The following is a 22,701-nucleotide window of genomic DNA, read 5'->3' as shown; positions in this document are numbered from 1 at the left end:
AATTGGTAGTCGGAACATGAACAAAACAATATTCGCCATTTCATTCACCCTACTCACTTGTGCGCTAATCGCACAAGAATCAGGGAATACCCAAGGGACACAAGGTTCTGTTGCCTCTTCAAAGGACAACCGGGACTTGTATCCACTTTCGATGTATGATGCAAGGATCCGCCTAAAAGGTGTTAACTTTGTTAGAAGACATGCTGATACAGGAAAGGGCGAATTTTTAGATGTCCAAGTAGAGTTGGAATCCAGAGTTCCTGAAAATAATGAATACGCTATTTACGTTCTTGCGGGATATGAAGGGGACAGAAGTAACCCAGATGAAAGAAGACTTATCCCGTATCCTGCTTGGAGAAAAGCAGATCCTGAAAAAGACGATAAAACGTTATACTTTTCTAATGTAATGCCTACTCCAGTGACTGCAAAAGAAATCTGGGGCGAAGAAACGTATGCGAAGAAAAAAGCAGAAGTAGAAAAACGCCACTATGCGGGCTTCGAAGCAGAAATGCCAGAACCTACTTTCACTGAAGTTGTAGACTACCTTTGTAAAAACAATGCGAAGGCACTCCCATTTACACTCTTTGGAGAAACTGGTCCGTCAAAAGACAAACAAGTGATTTATAACTATGTAGCACAAACTGAAGATGAGAAAAAACGCCAAGTGCATGAAACTCTTCCGAAACATACTTATACAATCTATAACAATAAGTATCGTGCGGCCATCACAAGCCATCACTACACACAATACCGACCTAACTTTTTAACTTTTAACAAAGTGGCAGTCCTTGTGTTTGATACAAAGAAACCAACCAATAGCCTTCTCTTTAGAAAGTTCATTGATATTTCAGATTTAAAGATTACGTATTAATGTAATTCTTTCCAAGACCGAAGATTTGGTCTTGGAAACTTGGTGGCTGACACTAGAAATCCAACAGGATTTTAGTGGTCAGTGCCTTCCGGGCGGATGGGGGGGAATTGTTCCGAAGCCCTCACCCTCCACTCGTCTTCCGGATGGTTCAAATGCAACCAACCGTTTGCAAAATCCCAACGGCCGTCCAAATCCAAAAAATCCCAGAAAATTGCCTGGTTCATGTATTTGTAGGTGTCGAGTAGATCGAGAAGGTCCCGCTGTTTTCGGGGGGAGTTTTCCATTCTATTCCAGTTTCGGTAGGATGTCCCCAGGGTCGATGTTTTTTATGGACAAAACGAATCGATTCTGCCGAAAATGATACCAGACCATGGCAATCACAAAGGAAAAAAAGGCTGACTTTAACGACAAACTGGTAGATTTCAAAAACTACCTAGAAGAGCTGAAAAAAGAAGCCAATATCTACAAAGTCCAAGCCAAAAAAAGTAAGGACATGGAACCTTACTTTAACCTATCCCTTGCCATCAATTCCATCAAAACAATTAACACTTGTATTGTGATCAATGAACTTTCTACAGCCATCTTAGAAATCAATAATAACAACTATTTAGAAACAGCCAGAAAGGAGATTTACAACTGTATATCTTATATTGAAAAAACAGTGGGAAATAACGTAGACGGTTCCCTTTCCGAGAACAAAGAACTTCTAGCAAAAATTGAACGATTCACTCCCACCCAAAGACTGAACCTAATCAAAGGTCTATTGCAAGCCATGAAAAAAACCATCGCTGCCTTTGGAACCAACTCCAAGTGGAAATGGTCTTGGCCGGATATCAATTTTCGCATTGCTGCCTGTACTAAAAATCTTTTTGATTTTATTGCCTATGAAAGAGAGCAGGATTTGGAAAATCCTTATTACTACATTCGCAAAGAACATTTTAATCTTGTCATTGAACTTGCTAACCAAGCAGCACAGGATTATAGGACAAAATTTGAAATGTCTACACAAGATTCCACAGATTTGAAACATTCTGTGGAAATGTTGGAGATGAACCGCAAAATATTCCAAATTACTGGCGAAAATGATGACTTGGAAAAAACCAAAACACTCATTGAGTCCTTCCAACAAAAGATCGCCGACCTCGAATCCGACGATAAAAAGAAAAAAAAGAAACAATAATCGACGATTTTCCCTAGAATCCCCAGTCTAGTTTATAGAAAGGGCAATACTTTTCAAAAGGAGATTTCGAAATATGGCACTTACGGAAATCACTGACGCCAATTTCAAAGCAGAAACTGCTAAAGGCGTAGTTTTAGTGGATTGTTGGGCGGAATGGTGCGGACCTTGTCGAATGGTGGCTCCGGTTCTCGATGAACTATCGCATGAAATGGCTGATATCAAAATTACAAAGCTAAATGTTGATTTTAATCAGAAGACGGCACAAGAATTGGGAATCCAATCCATCCCTACCCTTCTTCTCTATAAAGACGGAGTTTTAGTAGATAAAGCAATTGGTGCTTTACCAAAACCGCAAATTAAAAAATTTATAGAAAATCACAAGTAGGAAATAAATTATCCCCTAATGGTTAGTTCTGAACCGAATGGTTTTACCGCGCTCCCTAGAGGGGGATATTTAGTCGATACTTCGGAAGGGTACATCCAAATTGGATCCCCTCCCGAAACAATTAAAGACACCATGGGGTTAGAAAAGAAAACCCCTCTGGTGTTTGTCCTTCCCAATAAATTCTTCCATGTCGAAAAAGGGATCTCCATTGCGGAGTTAGAATTCCCTATTTACTTTAACTTCTTCTTTCGTGGTGGCAAAAAAACTTTTATTGTTTGTTCCCCTGAACAAAAAGAGCAGCTAACTATTGTTCTCGGGGAATCACTGATGGGACCACAGGAACTGAACCTAGCTTCTGAGTTTATCGATGGTACGGAAAGTTTTGGTTTTCCCGACATCAAAGCGGAAATGGCACATTTCCGAAGTTACAAAACGATGGAAGAAGTAGTCGAGTTTGTTCTCTTTGATGAAAACCACAAAGCAAAGTTCGGAAAGATCACCATTGAACAACTCACCTCAAATGAATTTCTCATTGTAGACGGTGATAAAAAAATCAAAACTCCAGGTGAGGTCGACTTCCACGTAAAGTATGATATTGGAAAAAGATTAGAAGAACCTTTCCAACCCCCCTTAATCGGGATCACTTGTCTTGGACCTTCGCATGGATTTGATCCCACAGACAACACTTCTGGATTTATCATTTGGCTAAATGGCCAAGGGATTATGGTAGATCCCCCAGTGAACTCCACCGAGTGGTTACGTGAATCCAATGTGAATCCAAAGTTTATTAACTCCATTATTCTCACACACTGTCATGCCGACCATGATGCCGGAACTTTTCAAAAGATTTTAGAAGAATCAAAAATCACTATTTATGCAACAGCCACTGTGATGGAATCCTTTCTAAAAAAATACTGCAGCCTAACAAAAATTCCCCGAAAGGAAATTACTGATTTATTTGACTTTATTCCTGTCGTAATCGGAAGGCCTACCATCATCAATGGTGGTGAATTTTATTTTCACTATGCCCTGCATTCCATTCCTTCCGTGGGTTTTGAGTTTTTTTTCCAAGACCAATCCTTCTATTACACTTCCGACCATTTAAATGACCCAGAAGCTTTTGAAGAGATGTATAAAAAAGGTGTGTTTCCAGAAACCAGATACCAGTTTCTAAAGGATTTTCCTTGGGATCGTAAAATCATTTATCATGAAGCGGGAGTTCCCCCCCTCCATACTAAAATCAGTTACCTTGCCTCCCTTCCGGAAGAAGTGCAAAAAAGAATCACTGTCTATCATATCGCTGCAAAAGATATGCCTGAAGGAAACCACCTAACTCTCGCTAAGTTTGGCATTGAAAATACATTATATCCTGAAATCACTCCTCCCAAACACCAAGAGGCATTCCAACTTTTAGAAATCCTTTCCCAAATTGATATTTTCTCTGGATTCCCCATTGAGAAGGCCAAAGAATTTTTACAGATTGTGAAAGAAGAAAGGTTCCGTCGCGGGGAACAAATCATCAAAAAAGGAACTCACGGAGACAGGTTTTTTATCATCGCTTCTGGAAACGTACGTTTTGAAGGACTTTCCGGGGACCATTCCGCTGTAAAACGGTATGGAACCTATGAATACTTTGGAGAGGCATCCCTCATTTTGGATACTGCCCGCCAAGCGGATGTCTATGCAGAAACCGATGTTTTGGCTCTAACAATCGAAAAAACTAGGTTCTTTCAGTTCATTCGCGGATCCAAACTCCACGAAAACCTAATCAAACTCAATAGCATTCGGGAAACCAATACCTGGAAAACACTCACCGAATCTCAGACATTCCGGGGTCTCACTAGTTACCAAGTCACCCAACTGGAACTCATCCTCAAACTAGAAACAGTAAAAAAGGAAGCTGCCCTCATTGAAGAAGGCCATACCTTCCACAATGCCTTTATTGTGCGTTCCGGAACCGTTGTCGTTATGCAAAACCACAAAACCATCCGAGAACTGGGTGCTGGTGACTTTGTAGGAGAGATCTATTCTCTCACCAAAAGCCTTCCTTCTAATTTTAGTTTCATTGCCTGGCCGGGCACCGAGTTGTATGTTCTTTCCGAAGAGGATGCCATTCAGTACATCAAGAAAAATCCCGGCGTCTATATGAAGCTGAACACTGTTTATAATTGACCTCATTTCGCCATTTCTGTAACATTTCCATATCAAGGAGTCACAAATCACATGGAGCGTATCCTCCCCTTTACTGAAGAACACCATCAATTCCGCGAGATGGCTCGGAAATTTTTTGAAACAGAAGTAAAACCACACCACGAAGAATGGGAAAAAAACCATATCGTACCGAAAGAAGTTTGGAGAAAGGCAGGAGAAAACGGCCTACTCTGTCCCGATGTTCCTGCTGAGTATGGCGGTTCTGGTGCTGACTTCCTTTACAATATCATCATCATTGAAGAATCTTCCCGGGTAGGAAATAGTGGATTCTTTATCTCCCTACACAATGACGTGATTGCCCCATACATCTCTACGTATGCAAACGACGAACAAAAGAAACGTTGGTTGCCTAAATGTGCATCCGGCGAATCCATCCTTGCAGTCGCAATGACAGAACCTGGAGCTGGTTCCGATTTAAAATCGCTTCGTACGAGCGCCGTAGACATGGGTGATCACTTTGTAGTGAATGGACAAAAAACATTTATCTCCAACGGTCAATTGGCAGACCTCATCATCACTGCAGTCAAACATGATAACGGAACCATTTCCCTTGTAATGATTGAAGAAGGGATGAAAGGATTTGAAAGAGGCCGTAACTTAGATAAAATTGGACTCAAAGCCCAAGACACTTCTGAATTGTATTTTAATGATGTGATTGTTCCCAAAACAAACCTCATCGGCAAACAAGGACAAGGTTTTCGTTACCTCATGCAAAAACTAGCACAGGAACGTTTGGTACTTTCTGTTGCTGCTGTGGAAGCAACGAGACTTGTGCAAAAAATCACTCTCCAATACATCAAAGAACGAAAAGCGTTTGGCCAAAAGATCGGTTCCTTCCAAAATACAAAATTCAAAATGGCGGAAATGGCAACGGAACTCGAAATGGCTCAAGTATTCTGTGATAAGGTTGTCATCGAACACATGAAAGGCGAAAACACTACAGCGGAAGCCTCTATGTGTAAATGGTATACTACAGAGATGCAAAAACGCCATACTGACGAGTGTTTACAATTCTTTGGTGGTTATGGTTATATGATGGAGTATCCAATTGCAAGAGCTTACCTTGACGCAAGGATCCAAACGATCTATGCAGGAACCACGGAGATTATGAAAGAAATCATTGGAAGAAGTTTGGGATTGTAAAACCCTAAAGCTCTCTGATTTTTTTAAACTCTAGTTATTAAAAGAAAACCCGGCGCTTTTGGCCGGGTTTTTTGATTTAAGGATTGTTCGAATGCAAGATAAATCAACAAACAAACATTACTCTACTACCATTAGAGACGATTCAAACTAACCGATAGAACCCTCCGCTCCTACTTCCATTTCCGCAGTTTCTTTTCGTAAGTCCGAGGTCAGACGCATCGAACAAAAATGAGGGCCACACATAGAGCAGAAATGTGCTTTTTTCATTCCATCTTGTGGAAGTGATTCATCGTGATAGGATCGAGCCAGTTCTGGATCGAGTGATAAAGCAAATTGGTCTTCCCATCGAAATTCAAACCGAGCTTTACTGAGTAAGTCATCTCTTTCTTTGGCACCGGGATGGCCTTTCGCAAGGTCTGCCGCATGGGCAGCTATTTTATAGGCAATCACACCGTCTTTGACATCTTGTTTGTTCGGAAGTCCCAAATGTTCTTTGGGTGTCACATAACAAAGCATAGCCGTTCCATACCAGGCAATCATGGCCGCTCCAATTGCAGAAGTGATATGGTCATATCCTGGAGCAATGTCTGTAACAAGTGGTCCTAGTGTATAAAAAGGAGCTTCCATACAAATCTCCTCTTGCAAGCGTACATTCTCTTGGATGAGGTGCATCGGAACATGTCCTGGCCCTTCTACCATCACTTGGACATCATCGGCCCAGGCCCGTTTTGTAAGCTCTCCCAATGTCCTTAACTCGGCAAACTGAGCTTCGTCATTGGCATCATTGATACATCCTGGTCGTAACCCATCTCCTAAAGAATACGAAACTCCGTATTTTTGCATCACTTTCGAGATTGCATCAAAATGTTCATAAAGGAAGTTTTCTTTTTTATGGTGGTTACACCATTTCGCAAGGATCGATCCCCCCCGAGATACAATCCCCGTAATCCTTTTGTTAGTAAGGTGAATATAATCGCGAAGAACCCCAGCATGAATGGTAAAATAATCCACACCCTGTTCTGCTTGTTCTTCCAAAGTTTCCAAAAACACATTGATATTTAAGTCTTCGACTTTCCCTTTTACTTTTTCTAAGGTTTGATAGAGTGGTACGGTTCCGATGGGCACTGGGGAATTTCGAATGATCCATTCTCTGGTTTCATGAATGTTTTTTCCTGTAGATAAATCCATCACTGTATCGGCTCCCCAGTGCAGTGACCATCTTAACTTTTCTACTTCATCATCAATCGAAGAAAGAATAGCAGAGTTTCCTATATTGGCATTGATTTTTACCAAAAACTTTTTACCAATGATCATTGGCTCGAGCTCCGTATGACGTTTGTTTGATGGAATAATTGCACGACCAATTTTCACTTCATTCAAAACAAATTCTGGTGCCATACCTTCGCGTTTTGCTACATACATCATTTCTTCTGTCAGAATATCTCGTTTTGCATAATACAGCTGCGAAAAGTTTTGATCTCCGCGAGATTCTCTTGTTTTGATCCAAGATTCCCTAAGTTTAGGAATTCCCTTTTTATAATCGTATTCTTCTTCGTGAATACAAAACATACCTTCGGTCCTGTAAGATTGGAACTTCGTATTATCAGAAAGTGTGATTGTGTTTTCTGGAATTTGGATGGGTGTTGGGGATTTGGTTTCCATTGTCAGTTTTCCTTGGCCGGAACAGAAACTAGGAAGCAGTTTGGAAAACCAAAAAATAAAAAACCAAAGAACTAAGGATCAATTATACCCTAAAAGAACTTTGCACTTTTCTCGTTTCCCTTCGCAAGCATTACCAGGATCAGGTTCAAAAAGGGTATTTCTCAGCCACGTTTCCACTCTCAGATATCTGAAAGTTAGGAAACCAAGCACCCCTAACGGTTAACTATCAGTATCCTTGGTTGTATTTTTTTTGACAACCCATTATTCAGCTCGGAAATCGACAAACAAACTAAGATTTGATTTTCCTAGGCAAATACTTCACTTTCATTTGGTTGTATTTTACCTTAGAAAGAATTTCCTTTTCCCAACCTACAGGAAATTCTTCCCCAATAAAAACCCGAAACAATCGATATAGAAACGGAACTTGTTTCCAATAAACAATATTTTTAGTTTTGTTGTATAATGATTTGAACTTCTTATTGGATAATAAACTTTTTTTGACATTCGGATACTTCTCCATCAATGTTTCAAACATAAACAAAGTATGGTCTCCTAAATAATAATGTTGGATGATTTTATCCATTACGATACAAGCTGACTCAACATCCTTGGAAAGAAAAATCCAGTAAAAACTAGAATTATAATAGTATTCACAAAAAATAACATCTTCTGCATTTTTTAATTCCTGTAAAACCCGGTCATGTCCTCCATACATGGCTTGGTCAATCAACAGAAATCGTGAAATAAAATTATCACCGTTCTTAAGCATTGAATATAATATATCAAAATGTTGTTTCGCTTCCTTCTTTGCTTTTTCCTCAGAAACTTTTTCTGCCATACTACAAACCAAATGGAAAATCTTTACAAATTCAATAATTGGATTTTCTTCAATGGGTAAAATCGAACTTACAAACTCAGTAAATTCTATTTGAGGCAGATAGATTTTGGGCCTTAACTCATCAAACTTGTGATCATTTAATTGGATTTGCAGAGTATTAAAACTTTCGGCAATCTGGTTTTCTATTTCGATTAACAACGGAACTATAATTTGAAAGAAAAATGGCTCCATCTCTTCGGCTTTCTTTACCGAATCAGTTGTATCAAAATATATCCAACCAACAATAGGGATTAGAAAATAAATTTCCGAATCTAAAAAACCTTGTTCCAAATATTCAATCAGTTCCACTCTACTCTCATATTTAATTTGGAACGGTGTTTCAAATCCTTCAATGATCGAACGAATGATTGAAAGTGGCTTCGTATTTAATAAATTCGGATCTAAGTTGAAAAAATCTTCTACTTCAAAATGGAAATTATCGACCAAATAATTCTGAATGTTAACAAACGATCTTGCAGCAATCGCATTAAAAGCGAAAGAATACTTTTCCTCTACTCGATCCCCAGCATAAGAAACAATTGCCAATTCAATTTCTATCGGTCCTATTTCAGGACTTTTTTCTATCGGCTCGTTAGTGTTCTCCTCAGCTTCTGATCTGATAAGATAAAAAACTGGCATTGCTAAATCATGATCCAATAAATTTTGGACCAGTGTGACCATTCCCTTACCGTAAACTTTCAGTTCATTTTCTTTGATTGTGTCAACATTCAAGCGGAAGGCAAAGTAATTTTGGTTCATATCAGGAACACAAAGTTTACGGAGAGTAGTCAAAAGTTTAGCAGCCTGGTCCGTTAACATCAGTTCCCTTTTATGGGAATATTCCAACGAATGAATGAAAATAGGAGTGTATATTTTTAACTGATCTAATCGGGAAACACCAGAGAGCCGAACCATTGCCATAAAAACTCCTGAGATTTTTTTACTAATTTCGATAGATAAATTCGTTAATTAGGATATACTAAAAAACAGAAAACAAAAAGGATTGTGATGAAAGTGCTATTGTTACGATTTTACAGAGAAATCTACTATTTTTTCTAGATCAAATAAAACTATTTTACTTCGCGACCTTGTCTTACCATGCGGTTGACATAAACTTGAAGGTCTTGTTTTCCCTTCGGGCCTATTTCTGTAAATTGAACACCGTAGACCCCAATTTCTTTAGATTTTTTACCAATTTGTTTGATCACACCACGAGCCAAAAAATCTTCAAGATCCCCAGGTAGGGCAACAAGAATCTCTACTGTTTCATTCATATCCCATTCGTCAAAATGGTTAGGGGCAATGACTCCAACCCCACCTACACTTATGTCACTCGCTTTTAAAACGTCCAGAAGGGCCGTTCCCATAAGATGGATCTCGACAGGTTCTTTTTCTAGTGGTTGTACTCGGACATGTTTCCGTTTTTCTTGGATGGGGGCCATAGTCCTCATGATTTACAGAAATTCGAACTTGTAAACTAGGAAATAGAACCACCTCCATTTGTTAAGAAAGCATAGACCAATCTCCGATATTTGGTATAATAGGGGCAACATGAAATTCCGTATTGGTATCCTTTTCCTAACAATCAGCTCTAGCTTCTTTGTGAATGTTTCTCTGCAGGCAAAAGTAACTTGTACGGGGGATGCTTGTACTATCCTACCCACAACCATCCAATCTCAAATCAATAGTTTAGATACGGCATTACAACTTCAATATACGGACAAAGTGCTCGCAACCATGTCGGAAGCTGCGGTGATTTCTAATATCAACTCTTCTCTTATGGGACCAGGAATTGTAAACCGATTCCAAGTAGGGGCAGGTCTTGGAATCGCTGGCCAACAAAAAGAAGATATCAATGTGGCTTACCAAAGTCTCAGTTTTCAAAAACTCCCCAACGTAGGTGCTTCTCTTGCACCTAACTTTGTTATGGCGATTAACTTAGGCTGGCTTATGGGAGGAGGACCCTCCGATACAGAACCAGAACTAAAAACTTTCCTTCACAGGTTTAACTTATATCTTCATGGATTCAAATTTAATTTTGCCCAAGGTGATGTACAAAAAGCCATAGAAGCCCAAAATAAAAACGTAGAACTAGGTGGCGACATTACTACGGGAGGTTTCACCTTACGATTTCATATCATTGAAAACTATTCCGATGGAGTTGGGCTTTTTGAGTTCTCAGGAATTTCGATGGGACTTGGCCTCCACTACCAAAGACAAGTGATTGATGTCACTTATAATGATAATAAATCACAAACTTTGACTCTAGGTCCAGCGATTGGAACCTGGGGTGGAGCCACAACATTTAACTACTCGAGCACGGTTACCAGTGTTCCTTTAGACATTCGCACTGGATTTAGAATGTTTTATTTTTTTACTATATTTGCTGGTGCTGGTGCTTCGATGAACTTTGGAAGTTCGTCACTGAACCTAACACGCACAGGTCCTCTCACTTTAGCATTGGATTCGGCAGCAATTTCTGCTTCACTTTCTCCTGAGATTGCCGCCCTCATTCCTACTTCTGCACTGGGCCAAACTAAAACAGGAACACTTACGATGGACTTAAGTGGGAAAGCACAAGCACCTAATACCACAAACTTCCTGATAGCGGGGATCGAAATCAATGCCCTCATCACAAAACTCACTGTCGAAGCGATAGTCGCGCAAAACGTCCAATCTGTTATGGTAGGAGCAAAATTTTCCTTCTAACGACTAATTGGCACTGTTTTTGCAATTTCGTTAGAGAACGGCTTTTTTAGAACCGGTCTGGCCTTTTCCAATCACCGATTGTTTATGTTCTAAGCAGAATGCCGATTTTAAGGGAGAGTTCTATGGCGCAAACTATGCAAGAAATCAAAAAACCCATCCTACATGTTTCTTGTGTCCCAAGAAAAGATACGACCCTTCTCAAAATTTCCCTTTCACAAGATGATTTGGGAATTCTCTACCGGGTTACTTCTGTTCTTTACAACCATGGTTGGGATATTTTAGAAGCAGTGGCGGAAACCGCAAGTGACGGACATGTCCAAGATCTCTTTGTGATTCGTAGTTGGGACGGAGGAGAAATGACGGAAGAACTTTTGTCTCAAATCCGAACGGATCTCTACTCTCTTTTTTACGAAGGAAAAACTGTGGCCATGTATTTACGGGAAAATGCAAAAGAAGAGGTTTTGGTACGTAAAATCGGAGACTCTGAGGCGACACTCAAACTCTACAATCCTATCTCTTCTGACTTTACAGTCATGGACCTTAGGATGAAAGACACTCCGGGAATTCTATTCCAAATTACAGAGTCTCTCTTTCATTTAGGAATTGATATCATTAGTTTTACCGCCAATAGTTTTGACGGAAAAATCCGAGACAGTTTTCTTGTCCGCACTTCCCTTACTGGAGAGAAGTTGGATGAAAAAGTAATGTTTCCTATGCTTCGTGCAAAGTTAGAATCTTTTCTTTAAGTTGTTTTTTCTTTTTGTGTAAAAAGTAAAATTCCAAATCCTATCAGTAGGACAAAGGATACAAAGAAGGCCAAACTTGGTCCTTGTTGAAAGTATAACAAAGAAAATACGACTGGTGAAACGGCTCTTCCGAGGGAACCAAAACTTCGGAAGAGGCCAAGCGATTTTCCCAAATCCCCTTTCCCACTTTCAAGCGATGCAAATGAAGAAAGGCCTGGATTGACTAACGCACTTCCAAATGCCAAAAAGAATAAGGATGTGAAAAGTCCCGAAAAACTGGTACCAAAACTCACAAGAAGTCCCATTCCAATCACAACGAGAACTGCGCCGTAAAGAGAAATTCTTTTTTCAGAAACTTTCCCGGACAAACGACGCACCACCCCACCTTGTACAAGTATGATGATGATTCCAATGTATAAAAAAGTGAATCCTATTTCTTTAGGAGAGAATTGAAAACGATCCGATAGGAAAAAATTCACAACAAATTCAAATCCAGAAAAACTAAGAACAAAAAGTAAGTTCAAAAGCGAAATACGAACCAGATTACGAGATTCAATTTTCTTCAACGAGAGAAAAGGATGGATTTCTTTTTCAGGAACTACTTCTGGTTTGTTTTTTGGTAAAAATACAAACACCAAAATGACAGTAAGAAGAGAAACCAAAATGGCAAACAGAGCGGAAGCGGGAAAAACAACTGCGTTACCTTTCTCATATAAAAAATCTAAAAAAGTCCATTGGGAACTGATCCCCCCAAGGAGTGGTCCCATCACAAACCCAAGGCCAATCCCAGCACCGAGAAAACCCATCCCTGCTGCCCTTGACTTTTCATCTGTTTGGTCCGCCATCGCTGCGGAAGCTACCGACAAGTTACCACCCATCATTCCTGTGATCACACGGCTGAGAACAAACATCCAAAACTGGGAGGAAAACAACCAAAGAATATAACCGAGTGTGTTGCCAAGTGTTGTAAAAAGTAAAATAGCACGTCTTCCCGAATGGTCAGAAAACCTTCCCCAAACAGGTGCAGCAATAAACTGCAAAAAACTATAGATACTACCTAGGATTCCGCCAAACAATACAAAGGTATACTTTGTATCTCCGCCAAAGGACAAAAGGTTTGCAGAAGAATAGAACATGCGGAATAGGACATCATCCCCTTTTAATAAGAAGAATTCTAAGGTTTTGGGGAACAAAGGAAACAAAAGGGAAAAACCCATCATGTCCGTAAAAACAATCAGGAAAAGTATGAATTTGATTCGTTTTGGGGACGTACTCATCTAGGCAAATCTCCCAAAACAAATAAAAAAAGCCACAGAAATCTCTGCGGCTTTTTCTTAAAATTTACCGAGAAAACAGAAAGAACTATTTCGTTTTTGCTTTTTCAATCAAAACTTTTAATTCATCTAACGTTTGTTTTAACTTTTCCTTCACTTGTGGAGGAATTGCGGTATCAATTTGTTGGTAGATGGTTTGGTAATTCGCTTGAAGTTTCGCAAGTACTTCATCGTAACTCGCGTTAGTTTTTCCAATCGCGCCTTGTGCATCTGCGATCGTTTTGCTTAACAGGTCACGAATCTTTTGAGACTCAGCCGATTTATCCAATTCCCCTTTTGATTTTAGATCATTATAAACTTTTTCTAAATCAACAACAGCGGTTTTTAACTTTTCTTCTCCGGAACGAAACAGAGCGATTCCAGCATTGACAACATCCATAACCAATTTTTCCATACAACTTTCCTATAAAGGGAACAGAGCCCTATTTTTGGAATCTAAGTCTAAGAAAGAAAAGGTGGGATTACAATTAAAAAATTCTAATCGTTTGATTTTCTATGAGACATAGTTAAGAATGAAACTTGTCTTAACTGTTCTCTATGAGCTTTTTGATCTGGTCTCTGATTTTAGCTGCAGTTTCGTAATCTTCCGTTTTTAATGCGTTTTCCAAAGTTTCTTCTAAAATTTGAAGATTCGATTTTGGTAATGCTTGGATTTTTTTCTCAGAAGAAATACTTTCCCCTTGGATTTCATCCTCTTTCATGATGATCCCTGTTTCATCTAACACGGATTTAGCGATAAAAATAGGAGCATTGGCACGTAAGGCAAGGGCGATAGAATCGGAAGGCCTTGCATCTAGAGTAATGATCTCTTCGTCTTTACGAAGTTGGATCTTTGCATAAAAGGTACTGTCGATAATTTCTTCGATTGTGATTTTGAGAACAGTGGCACCCAGTGAAGTTAACATGTACAACATGAGGTCATGAGTCATAGGTCTTGGAGGTTTGGTTCCATCGATGACAGTTGTGATGGAATGGGTTTCTAAAGGTCCAATAAAAATAGGAACCACTCGTTTATCATCTGAATCCTTGGGACGTAAGAAAACAGCAAAGCCTACATTGGTCAGGCTGATATCTGAGATTTTTACTTCATAAAACTCCATAGAATATCGATTCCTTCCCTGTTTTGTGGGCCCAGAAGGGCTCGAACCTTCGACCCGCAGATTATGAGTCTGCTGCTCTAACCAACTGAGCTATAGGCCCCACTGACTTCCAATCTTTCGAGGAAATAAGTAGAGACAAGCATAAAACTCTAGGACTTACGATTAAAGCGAAAGAAAGCGGTTGGATTCAAAGAATTCTGTAAGGTCTTTACGATCACTCTTCCATTGGATCCAGATCCATAAGGCTGGTTTGGCATCCATACGAATCCACACTTGGTTCCGAAGGGCGTTTTGGTTACGAATTTGGTCTGCTTGAAACACTTGGAAGTTTAGGTTTCCTAAAGTTTTTGGAAATGCCTTAAGGTCTATCCCCCGCGTAAAGACTGAATCCATCCAAAGTGATTTATCAGCCAAGGGTTCCGTCCAAGGAAGAGTTCGCACGACCATAAAAAATCCATCACGTTTGGCAGGATAAACGGTGAGTTTTTGATTCGTTGTGGATTCGAGTTTTACCACAACAGGTTCAGGAAATACAAAAGAAAATGTTTCCCAAAGAAAGTTTTGGTTTGGTTCTACAAGTGTCTGTGAAAGGATCGGAGTGGAAGAGATTCTGAATAGAAATAGAATCACAGCCAACCTTTTCATACCTATGGAACTATTAGACAAACAATCCATCTGGCAAGTCCGAAATTCCTATTTGGGAGTCTATGTTCACTTTCCCTACTGTTTCAAAAAATGTGACTATTGTGATTTTTATTCCGAAGGAATTGGAGCATCCCCAGCTAACGATGAAATGTCGCTATTCCAATCTTATAAAAAGGAAATCTTAGAACGGAAAACTCATTTTCCTGAAATTAGTAAAAGAACAATTGATACCGTATTTTTTGGTGGAGGAACTCCTTCTAAAGCAAGTTCTAACAATTGGAAACAACTTTTGGATTTTTTACGTTCCGAATTTACGTTTGCAGAGGATACGGAAATTTCGATCGAAGTGAATCCGGAAGACTTAAATTCCGAACTTTTAGAAGATTACCACACGATAGGAATCAACCGAGTGAATGTAGGAGTCCAAACCTTTTCCCCGAAGGGTTTGGAATTTCTCGGTCGCCATTATGATGCAATTCGTTACGGATCTCTAGTCGATGTTCTAAAAAATTCTCCAATAAGACGTGTGGGAATTGATTTGATGTATGGAATTCCAGGAGTTTCTAAAGATTCATTTTATAGAGATTTAAACATATTTTTAGAGGCAGGACTCCCCCATTTGAGTTTGTATTCCTTAACTTTAGAAAAGGGAACAAAGTATTCTCGTGATGTAGCAGACAAAAAAAAGGGAGAGCCGGAAGAAAACATCCAATCGGAAATTCTTACCAACTTACCTATGTTACTAAAAGAATATGGATACAATTGGTATGAAGTTTCCAATTATGCAAAACCAGGTTTTGAATCTAGACACAACTTAAAGTATTGGACCTATGAACCTTACTTAGGCATCGGGCCCGGTGCTCATGGAATGATCGAAGGACAAAGGTATGGTAATCCTAGAAATTCTAGTTTGTATCAAAAAAAACAAACCAACACAAAGTATGAACCTACCGATCCAACAACAGAACTGAGCCTCACACTATTTCGATTGTTTTCACCTTTTCGGTATCTGGATTTTATAGATTCCTATTTGGATGGAAATGCAAAAACCAAATACATTAGAACAATCGAAGGTTGGGAAAAAAAAGGCTATTGTACGATTGAAGCGGGAGTGTTTCAATGGAAACAAGAGGCATTACTCTTGTTAGATGATCTAATCTTAGAAATTTCACTCTAAATTTTCTAGAATACTTTCTTAAAATAATCGTAAAAAAAGATTGCCCACAGACCCCTGTCGAAAAATACTGTTCGTATCCCGGGCCTGTAGCTCAGTTGGTTAGAGCACTCGCTTGATAAGCGAGGGGTCACAAGTTCAAATCTTGTCAGGCCCATAAAGATACGGGGCGTTAGCTCAGCTGGGAGAGCATCTGATTTGCATTCAGAAGGTCATCGGTTCGATCCCGATACGCTCCAAAAACCCGTTTCTTCCAAGGATTCCTCCTAAAAATTTCTTGCTATCTCTCTAATTTCCTATAAACCGATAGGAATCATGTCCGTAAAAGATATCTTAAAAGACAAAGCGTCTTCAGTTCTTTCCATCGAAGAAGATAAAAATGTATTGGAAGCCACTCAGATGATGGTTGGTGCCAAAGTAGGATCACTCATAGTTACCTTTCAAGGCAAACTTGTGGGAATTTTTACGGAACGAGATTTGATGCGAGTTGTAGCCAAAGACCACGCCAACTTAGACAAAATCAAATTAAAAGATGTAATGACCACACAACTCACAGTGGCTGGACCCGATGAGGATGTGGATGATATTCTTAACAATATGATCACAAAAAGGTTTCGTCATATGCCAGTCCTTGATGGAGACAAAATCATTGGGCTTATCTCCATTGGAGATGCAGTGAAAACAAAACTCACAAGAACCCAAGCGGAGATGAGTATTCTTCGAGAGTATATGTACGGACCACACTAAAACAAACGATTATCTGTCAGTCGATCGATCGTTTTTTCTAAAATAATTTCCAGATTTTTCGTATCTTCTCTGTTATACGCTATGAGTTTTTCAAGTGCCTCTAAATTGTTGGTTCGTTGGTATTCAAACCAAAGGAGCGGAGCTTGTCTTCCATCCATTCCAGCAATTTCATCGGGACGAACCAGTCCCAGTTGTACTTCAGATTTTTTGAGTCCTCCTTTGATTCCTATCGAATGCAATAGATTCATCAAATCTAGTTGTGGGTTTTTTACCCGGTAATGAAATTCCCTTTCTAAAAAAGGAACATCAAATCGTTTTCCATTGTAAGTGACGAGTATGTCTTCGGGTGTGATGGAATCAAAAAGAAACTCCAGGTCTTTTCCCCTTTCAAAGGTTTGCATCCGGTGATTTTGGTAAATACTAACGACTGTTGTGACCGATGACTCAGAAATTCCTGTAGTTTCAATATCCAAAAAACAAAATCGTTCAGGGAAGTTTTGCCATAACCTCCAATACTCTAAACTGGGAAGTTCTGTTGTAAAAAAACTAAAATTGGATTCTGACAATTGGTCTTCCAATTCTTCTTTTCGTTCTTCTAAAATTGATACAGCAGGAAGGAGTGGTTCATTTTTTTGTTTTTGGTATTGAAGGAGAGATTCCCAATTGTATACTCCAACACCAAACAGTTGTTTTTCTTTTTTTTCACCAATGCCTGGAAAGAGTTGGAGGCTTGACTTTAAATGAGATCCGTGCATTCTTTCCACCGAAACAGACCTTCTTTCATTTTTTCTTCTCTCTCACCAAACCCAATCCGTAAATAACCTTCTTCTTCGAAATTACTTCCAGGTAAAACAAAGACTCCTGTTTTTTCAAAGAGTTTGTCTGCATAAATTTCAGAGGAAATTCCTGGTTCTAATTCTAGCCAACCCACAAGCCCACCTGCAGGTGAAACAAAAGATTTAACATGGGGAAGGTCTCTCCATAAGGAATCAAACATTTGGATATTTTCCCGCACTCTGTTTTGGATTTTTGGAAGGAAACTTTCTTTGGATTTTAAAAGTCCGAGTGCGATCCGTTCGGAAATGGGAGAAACTGTATGAGTCAAATAATCCTTAAAAGAACGAGCTTTTTTTAGAAACCCCTCCTCTGCCACAAGCCAACCTACCCTAAGGCCCGTTACACCAAAGCATTTAGTAAACGAACCTGTTCCATAAAAAGAATAGTTAGGGTCTACACCGGTTTTTCCCAAACTTCCACTGCCCGGTAAAAACCGGTAGTGTTCGTCAAAAAGAACAGTTTTCTTTTCTTCCTTCCAGTGAGTCAGTACCGCCTCCCATTCAGGATCCAAAAAAGTTTTTCCTGTTGGATTGTGGGGGTGGTTAATGATGTATAAATCAGCATCGATCTCCTTCCAAGTGGAAGCAAAGAAAGCACGATCGTGCGGAACTTTGATGATTTCTGCCCCAAGCATCTTTGGAATTTCATAGAGGGCTTGGAAGGCGGGCCAAATGAGGGCCACCCTTGCTTTCGGGGTTAAACCAACATGAAAGGCTAAGTACAAAGCCTCCCCAGTTCCCGTTGTGACAAGTACTTGGCCTGGACTAACTCCTGGATACAAATCGGCGATGGCCTCTCGCAGTGCAAAGGAACCTTGGTTTGGTGAATCGTTCAAAGGAATTTCCGAAAGATCTTTCCAAGAAATTTGTCCCATTTCCATCACCTCTTCCAATAGGAAATGAGAAAGTCCACTCTCACCTAAATTGCAAAATGCTTTTAGGCGAAATTTTTCCAACCGGTCTTCTATGAAAAATTCTCTAGGTTCCAAAATTGATTTCCAGACTGCTTAGCTTCAAAAGATTAGTATGTAAGCTATGTTGAAACCAGAAGACAATATCCTATCTTGGACGAAATCACCTTTTTCATCGGAAATCCAGAATGAGGCCAAAAAGGCTTATGAAGACTGGCAAAAAGGTGTATCCTCGGAACTCGTAGATGCCTATGCCACACCACTTACCTTTGGAACCGGTGGGATTCGGGGAAAGATTGGAAATGGTATCGGTAAGATGAACCTCTACACGGTAGGTCGTGCTGCTCTCGGTTTTATTAGTTATTTAAGAGATACCCAAAAAAATGCCTCCATCGTCATTGCCTATGACTCAAGAAGGTTATCCAAAGAATTTGCAGAACTCTCAGCAGGTATTGCCGCCAAACTAGGAGTAAAGGTTTTTATTTTTCCCAAAGTAACTCCTACCCCTCTTCTTTCTTATGCCATTCGTTACTACAAAGCAAGTGGTGGGATTGTGATCACAGCTTCCCACAACCCTCCAGAATACAATGGATTCAAAGCGTATCTTTCTGATGGAGGACAACTTGTTCCCCCAGACGACTCACTTATCATCAGAAGAATCAGTGACCTCCAAAATTGGTCGCAAATCCCACTTGTGAAAAAGACAGACAAAGATTATAAAAAATTAGTGAAACCTGTGGGCCCTGTTGTATTCAAAACCTATCTAAAGGAATTGAAACAAGCAGGGATTCTTTCTTCCGTAAAACCAAAAACTAGACAAGACCTAGGGATCGTATATTCTCCGTTACATGGAACTGGTGGAGATTATATGAAAGAAATGTTAAATTTCTTTGGATATAAATCTGTGTTTCTGGTACCTGAACAAAAAAAACCAGACGGGGAATTTCCTACTGTCAAATATCCAAACCCTGAGGAAAAAGAAGCCCTCGCCTTATGTGAGTTTTACGCTAAAAAGAAAAAAGCTGCCACTTTTATCGCAACAGATCCCGATGCCGATAGACTCGGTGTGGGTGTTCGCCGAAAAGATGGTGAGTATGAATACCTAAATGGAAACCAAATTGGATCCATCATGGCCGCATACCTTTCAGAAAGAAAAAAATCGAAAAACAAAACCTATCATTTGGTAAAAACTATCGTCACTACGGACTTACAAGAAGCCATAGCCAAAAAAAATGGAATCAAAATTAAAAACGTTCTTACAGGATTCAAATACATCGCTGAAGAGATGAAACAAATTGAATCAAAAAAGAACAACATATTCTTGTTTGGCGGTGAAGAGTCTTATGGATACTTACCAGTACCCTTTGTTCGGGACAAAGATTCACTTTCAAGTGCCTTACTCTTTGTGGAAATCTTAGCAGAAAAAGGGGATCTACTTTCTTATTTAGAATCCATTTATTTAAAATACGGATTGTATCGAGAGAGTCTTTATTCCTTAACTTTGGAAGGTAGCCAAGGACAGGACAAAATCAAAAAATCCATCGAAACACTTCGTACCGATAATCTTATCGGAAAGGTGATTGGTGGAAGAAAGGTTGTAGGAGTTCTCGATTACGAAATCCAAAAAGCACAAGGAAAAGGAAAGGCCTCCGCATTCAAAGGAATGCCTAAATCCAATGTCATCCAAGTAGAATTAGAAGGAAATGCCAAACTTACCATTCGCCCTTCTGGTACAGAACCCAAAGTAAAAGTGTATTCCAGTTTTGCTTCACTGAAAAAACCAAAAAAACAAAACGAAATCGAAGCCCTATGGGAAACGTTGGGAAAAGAAATTTCCCAGGCAGAAACAGAATTTCTACAGCTGGCAGGACTAAAATGAGTAACGAAACCAAAACCAAATTTGAAGAAATAAAAAAACTTTCTGATAAATATCTTTTAAACACATACAATCGCTACCCACTAGCTTTTTCTTATGGTGTAGGGGAAATGATCTTTGACCAGGATAACAAAGGTTATATTGATTTTCTTGCTGGAATTGCAGTCTCCAATTTGGGTCACGGAGAAGCTGACCTCATTGAAGCAATGCGTAACCAAATGGATAGAATTCTCCATTCGTCCAACCTCTACTACTCAGAAGAACAAGCAAAACTTGCGGAAGTGATTATTGAAAATAGCATTCCTGGAAAAGTTTTTTTGTGTAATTCGGGAACGGAAGCAAATGAAGCTGCTTTCAAACTCATGCGTAGGCATGGTGTGAAAAAAAATATTGATAAACCGGTCATTCTGGCTCTCCACTCTAGTTTTCATGGCAGAACTCTTTCTGCGATGACCATGACTGGAAATGAAAATGTTCGTAATGGATTTGGAGAACTTGCGGCAGATGTTTACTTTGTTGAAGCCAATAACGAAGACTCACTCATCCAAGCATTTGACCAATATGGTGAATCCATTGCTGGTATCATAATGGAACTCATCATTGGAGAGGGGGGAGTCATTCCACTCAGCCAATCCTTTGTCAATTTAGCACGTAAACTCACAGAAGAAACCAACTCACTTCTTGTTTTTGATGAAATTCAAACAGGGATGGGACGAACAGGAAAAATGTTTTGTTTTGAACATTACGGTATGTATCCTGATGCTTTCACTCTCGCCAAAGCTCTTGGTTCAGGATTTCCGATTGGTGCACTCGTAGTTGCCAAAGAATACGAAACTGTTTTGGAGCGAGGGATGCATGGATCCACTTTTGGTGGAAACCATTTGGCTTGTGTAGCAGCTTACGAGACATTCAAAATTATATTGTCACGTAACTTACTCGACCATGTGGCTACGATCTCAGAACAAATGTTTGCCAGATTAAAAACAATGATGGAATCCACAGGTAAAATCAAACAAGTGAGAGGACGTGGTTTACATATTGGTGTAGAATTGTATTCTGAATCAAGACCTGTCGTTGAAGAATGTTTGAAACGTGGCCTTGTTGTAAATAGCACTGCAGGAAATGTAATTAGAATTATACCTCCACTCATTCTAAGCATAGAAAAAGCAACAGAAGGATTGGATATTTTAGAATCAGTATTAAAGGATATGAAATGAAAAAAGTAGCTGTACTTGCCGGAGACGGGATAGGACCCGAAGTAATGGATGTGGCCCTCCAAGTGGTCAAAAAAGCTTTAGGTTACAAATCATCCGAATTTACCTTTGAACATGCATTAGTTGGTGGTGCAGCCATTGATGCCACAGGATTTCCACTTCCCGATGAAACATTAAAACTTTGTGAATCAGCAAGTGCTATTTTTTTTGGATCAGTGGGTGGACCTAAATGGGAAACTCTCCCTCCAGATAGACAACCGGAACGCGGAGCTCTACTCCCTTTACGCAAACATTTTGATTTATTTGCAAACTTAAGGCCTGCGATCATTTATCCTGAACTAAAAAAAGCAAGCCCCATCCGTGGCGATATCATCGGAGATGGACTCGACATATTGATTTTACGAGAACTCACTTCTGGGATTTACTTTGGAAAACCGAAAGGGAGAGAAGGATCTGGGCCAGAAGAATTTGCCTATGACACAATGAGATACTCTCGTCGCGAAATTGAACGCATTGCACGCACTGCCTTTGATGCGGCAAGGAAACGAAATAAAAAAGTAACGAGTATCGATAAAGCAAATGTTCTTACTACTTCTGTCTTATGGCGTGAAGTGGTTGTGGCTCTCCATAAAGCAGAATACTCAGATTGTATTTTGGAACACCTCTATGTAGACAATGCTGCGATGCAACTCATAGTAAAACCAAAACAATTTGATGTGATGCTTTGTGAAAATATGTTCGGAGATATCCTGTCAGACGAAGCATCCATCATCACAGGCTCCATTGGGATGTTACCATCAGCTTCTCTTTCTGAATCTGGATTTGGCCTTTATGAACCATCGGGCGGATCTGCACCTGATATCGCTGGAAAAGGTATCGCGAACCCCATTGCCCAAATCTTGTCTGGTGCTTTGATGTTACGGTATTCTTTCGGGTTGGAAGAAGAGGCAGTGGCCATTGAAAACGCCATTCGAACGGTTCTAAAAAAGGGATTTCGCACGAGAGATATCGCAGAAGAAGGAACATCCGTCCTCGGTACAAAAGAAATTGGTGTTGAAATCGAAAAGGCACTTGGTTAAA

The 22,701-nt window shown here is 39.7% G+C and carries 21 protein-coding genes and 3 tRNA genes; 14 read left to right on the top strand and 10 right to left on the bottom strand.

The genetic code is table 11. The features are described from left to right. Positions 1-16 precede the first annotated feature (16 nt). The 5 genes from LEP1GSC203_RS17615 (at position 17) to LEP1GSC203_RS17590 (ending at position 5,790) form a co-directional block, all read left to right on the top strand. Positions 17-871 carry a hypothetical protein gene (locus tag LEP1GSC203_RS17615; RefSeq protein ID WP_002975380.1) on the top strand — a complete coding sequence of 285 codons (855 nt, stop codon included), beginning with the start codon at positions 17-19 and terminating at the stop codon, positions 869-871. Between the two features lie 370 nt (positions 872-1,241). Further along, on the top strand, positions 1,242-2,051 hold the full coding sequence (locus LEP1GSC203_RS17605; RefSeq protein WP_002975214.1) for a hypothetical protein: 810 nt from the start codon (positions 1,242-1,244) through the stop codon (positions 2,049-2,051). Positions 2,052-2,124: 73 nt separating this feature from the next. Continuing rightward, positions 2,125-2,436 carry a thioredoxin gene (gene trxA / locus LEP1GSC203_RS17600; protein WP_002975272.1) on the top strand — a complete coding sequence of 104 codons (312 nt, stop codon included), beginning with the start codon at positions 2,125-2,127 and terminating at the stop codon, positions 2,434-2,436. An 18-nt stretch (positions 2,437-2,454) separates the two neighbouring features. Further along, positions 2,455-4,608: a cAMP/cGMP-dependent 3',5'-cyclic-AMP/GMP phosphodiesterase gene (locus LEP1GSC203_RS17595; protein WP_002975255.1), complete on the top strand. Its 2,154-nt coding sequence runs from the start codon at positions 2,455-2,457 to the stop codon at positions 4,606-4,608. A gap of 51 nt (positions 4,609-4,659) precedes the next feature. Continuing rightward, positions 4,660-5,790 carry an acyl-CoA dehydrogenase family protein gene (locus LEP1GSC203_RS17590; RefSeq protein WP_002975448.1) on the top strand — a complete coding sequence of 377 codons (1,131 nt, stop codon included), beginning with the start codon at positions 4,660-4,662 and terminating at the stop codon, positions 5,788-5,790. Between the two features lie 147 nt (positions 5,791-5,937). Here the strand turns inward: LEP1GSC203_RS17590 and thiC are convergent, their stop codons facing one another. The 3 genes from thiC to LEP1GSC203_RS17570 all read right to left on the bottom strand — a co-directional run bounded on the left by thiC (position 5,938) and on the right by LEP1GSC203_RS17570 (position 9,771). Continuing rightward, the gene (gene thiC, locus LEP1GSC203_RS17585) at positions 5,938-7,452 is read right to left on the bottom strand and encodes a phosphomethylpyrimidine synthase ThiC (RefSeq protein WP_002975355.1); all 1,515 of its coding nucleotides are present in this window, start codon (positions 7,450-7,452) and stop codon (positions 5,938-5,940) included. 289 nt (positions 7,453-7,741) lie between these two features. Then, entirely contained in the window at positions 7,742-9,250 is a 1,509-nt protein-coding gene (locus LEP1GSC203_RS17575) for a hypothetical protein (RefSeq protein WP_002975237.1), read from the bottom strand. 149 nt (positions 9,251-9,399) lie between these two features. Continuing rightward, entirely contained in the window at positions 9,400-9,771 is a 372-nt protein-coding gene (locus LEP1GSC203_RS17570; protein ID WP_039938341.1) for a PilZ domain-containing protein, read from the bottom strand. A gap of 109 nt (positions 9,772-9,880) precedes the next feature. Here LEP1GSC203_RS17570 and LEP1GSC203_RS17565 point away from each other — a divergent pair, with 109 nt between their 5' ends. Together LEP1GSC203_RS17565 and LEP1GSC203_RS17560 are read left to right on the top strand one after the other, a co-directional pair. Further along, positions 9,881-11,038: an Lsa36 family surface (lipo)protein gene (locus LEP1GSC203_RS17565; protein ID WP_002975413.1), complete on the top strand. Its 1,158-nt coding sequence runs from the start codon at positions 9,881-9,883 to the stop codon at positions 11,036-11,038. Positions 11,039-11,160: 122 nt separating this feature from the next. Next, positions 11,161-11,784, top strand: a complete 624-nt coding sequence (locus LEP1GSC203_RS17560; RefSeq protein WP_002975466.1) for a hypothetical protein — start codon at positions 11,161-11,163, stop codon at positions 11,782-11,784. On the opposite strand, the gene LEP1GSC203_RS17555 is transcribed toward LEP1GSC203_RS17560, so the two are convergent. The 5 genes from LEP1GSC203_RS17555 to LEP1GSC203_RS17535 form a co-directional block, all read right to left on the bottom strand. Next, positions 11,781-13,061 (bottom strand): MFS transporter, encoded by a 1,281-nt coding sequence (locus LEP1GSC203_RS17555; protein WP_002975376.1) that lies wholly within the window; start codon positions 13,059-13,061, stop codon positions 11,781-11,783. The two genes, LEP1GSC203_RS17560 and LEP1GSC203_RS17555, sit on opposite strands and share 4 nt — an antisense overlap. An 85-nt stretch (positions 13,062-13,146) precedes the next feature. Then, positions 13,147-13,512 (bottom strand): phasin-related domain-containing protein, encoded by a 366-nt coding sequence (locus LEP1GSC203_RS17550; RefSeq protein ID WP_002975422.1) that lies wholly within the window; start codon positions 13,510-13,512, stop codon positions 13,147-13,149. Between the two features lie 130 nt (positions 13,513-13,642). Continuing rightward, on the bottom strand, positions 13,643-14,218 hold the full coding sequence (locus LEP1GSC203_RS17545) for a bifunctional nuclease family protein (RefSeq protein ID WP_002975472.1): 576 nt from the start codon (positions 14,216-14,218) through the stop codon (positions 13,643-13,645). Positions 14,219-14,244: 26 nt separating this feature from the next. Continuing rightward, a tRNA-Ile gene (locus LEP1GSC203_RS17540) sits at positions 14,245-14,318 on the bottom strand. A gap of 62 nt (positions 14,319-14,380) precedes the next feature. Further along, positions 14,381-14,863, bottom strand: coding sequence for a hypothetical protein (locus tag LEP1GSC203_RS17535; protein WP_039938418.1), 483 nt, complete (start codon positions 14,861-14,863; stop codon positions 14,381-14,383). Between the two features lie 4 nt (positions 14,864-14,867). Between LEP1GSC203_RS17535 and hemW the strand changes: the two genes are divergently transcribed. The 4 genes from hemW (at position 14,868) to LEP1GSC203_RS17515 (ending at position 16,784) form a co-directional block, all read left to right on the top strand. Further along, the gene (gene hemW / locus LEP1GSC203_RS17530; RefSeq protein WP_002975313.1) at positions 14,868-16,040 is read left to right on the top strand and encodes a radical SAM family heme chaperone HemW; all 1,173 of its coding nucleotides are present in this window, start codon (positions 14,868-14,870) and stop codon (positions 16,038-16,040) included. Between the two features lie 80 nt (positions 16,041-16,120). Beyond that, positions 16,121-16,194 (top strand) — tRNA-Ile (locus LEP1GSC203_RS17525). A gap of 9 nt (positions 16,195-16,203) precedes the next feature. Continuing rightward, a tRNA-Ala gene (locus tag LEP1GSC203_RS17520) sits at positions 16,204-16,276 on the top strand. Between the two features lie 76 nt (positions 16,277-16,352). Continuing rightward, positions 16,353-16,784 carry a CBS domain-containing protein gene (locus tag LEP1GSC203_RS17515; RefSeq protein WP_002975245.1) on the top strand — a complete coding sequence of 144 codons (432 nt, stop codon included), beginning with the start codon at positions 16,353-16,355 and terminating at the stop codon, positions 16,782-16,784. Here the strand turns inward: LEP1GSC203_RS17515 and LEP1GSC203_RS17510 are convergent. Both LEP1GSC203_RS17510 and LEP1GSC203_RS17505 read right to left on the bottom strand, forming a co-directional pair. Beyond that, on the bottom strand, positions 16,781-17,539 hold the full coding sequence (locus LEP1GSC203_RS17510; protein ID WP_002975497.1) for a ribonuclease H-like domain-containing protein: 759 nt from the start codon (positions 17,537-17,539) through the stop codon (positions 16,781-16,783). The two genes, LEP1GSC203_RS17515 and LEP1GSC203_RS17510, sit on opposite strands and share 4 nt — an antisense overlap. Then, on the bottom strand, positions 17,521-18,609 hold the full coding sequence (locus tag LEP1GSC203_RS17505) for a pyridoxal phosphate-dependent aminotransferase (protein ID WP_002975360.1): 1,089 nt from the start codon (positions 18,607-18,609) through the stop codon (positions 17,521-17,523). Before LEP1GSC203_RS17505 ends, LEP1GSC203_RS17510 begins: the two co-directional genes overlap by 19 nt. A gap of 46 nt (positions 18,610-18,655) precedes the next feature. On the opposite strand from LEP1GSC203_RS17505, the gene LEP1GSC203_RS17500 reads away from it, so the two are divergent. Genes LEP1GSC203_RS17500 through leuB form a run of 3 tightly spaced genes read left to right on the top strand, consistent with a single transcriptional unit; the run spans position 18,656 to position 22,700 of the window. Next, positions 18,656-20,410 carry a phospho-sugar mutase gene (locus LEP1GSC203_RS17500; RefSeq protein WP_002975216.1) on the top strand — a complete coding sequence of 585 codons (1,755 nt, stop codon included), beginning with the start codon at positions 18,656-18,658 and terminating at the stop codon, positions 20,408-20,410. Then, on the top strand, positions 20,407-21,624 hold the full coding sequence (locus LEP1GSC203_RS17495) for an aspartate aminotransferase family protein (protein WP_002975293.1): 1,218 nt from the start codon (positions 20,407-20,409) through the stop codon (positions 21,622-21,624). Before LEP1GSC203_RS17500 ends, LEP1GSC203_RS17495 begins: the two co-directional genes overlap by 4 nt. Continuing rightward, positions 21,621-22,700 carry a 3-isopropylmalate dehydrogenase gene (leuB, locus tag LEP1GSC203_RS17490; protein ID WP_002975505.1) on the top strand — a complete coding sequence of 360 codons (1,080 nt, stop codon included), beginning with the start codon at positions 21,621-21,623 and terminating at the stop codon, positions 22,698-22,700. Before LEP1GSC203_RS17495 ends, leuB begins: the two co-directional genes overlap by 4 nt. The last annotated feature ends 1 nt before the right edge of the window (position 22,701 follow it).

Origin of the sequence: Leptospira terpstrae serovar Hualin str. LT 11-33 = ATCC 700639 (assembly GCF_000332495.1) — a bacterium.
In the GTDB taxonomy this organism is placed as follows: Bacteria; Spirochaetota; Leptospiria; order Leptospirales; family Leptospiraceae; genus Leptospira_A; species Leptospira_A terpstrae.
This window is presented reverse-complemented; position numbering and strand designations above follow the sequence as displayed.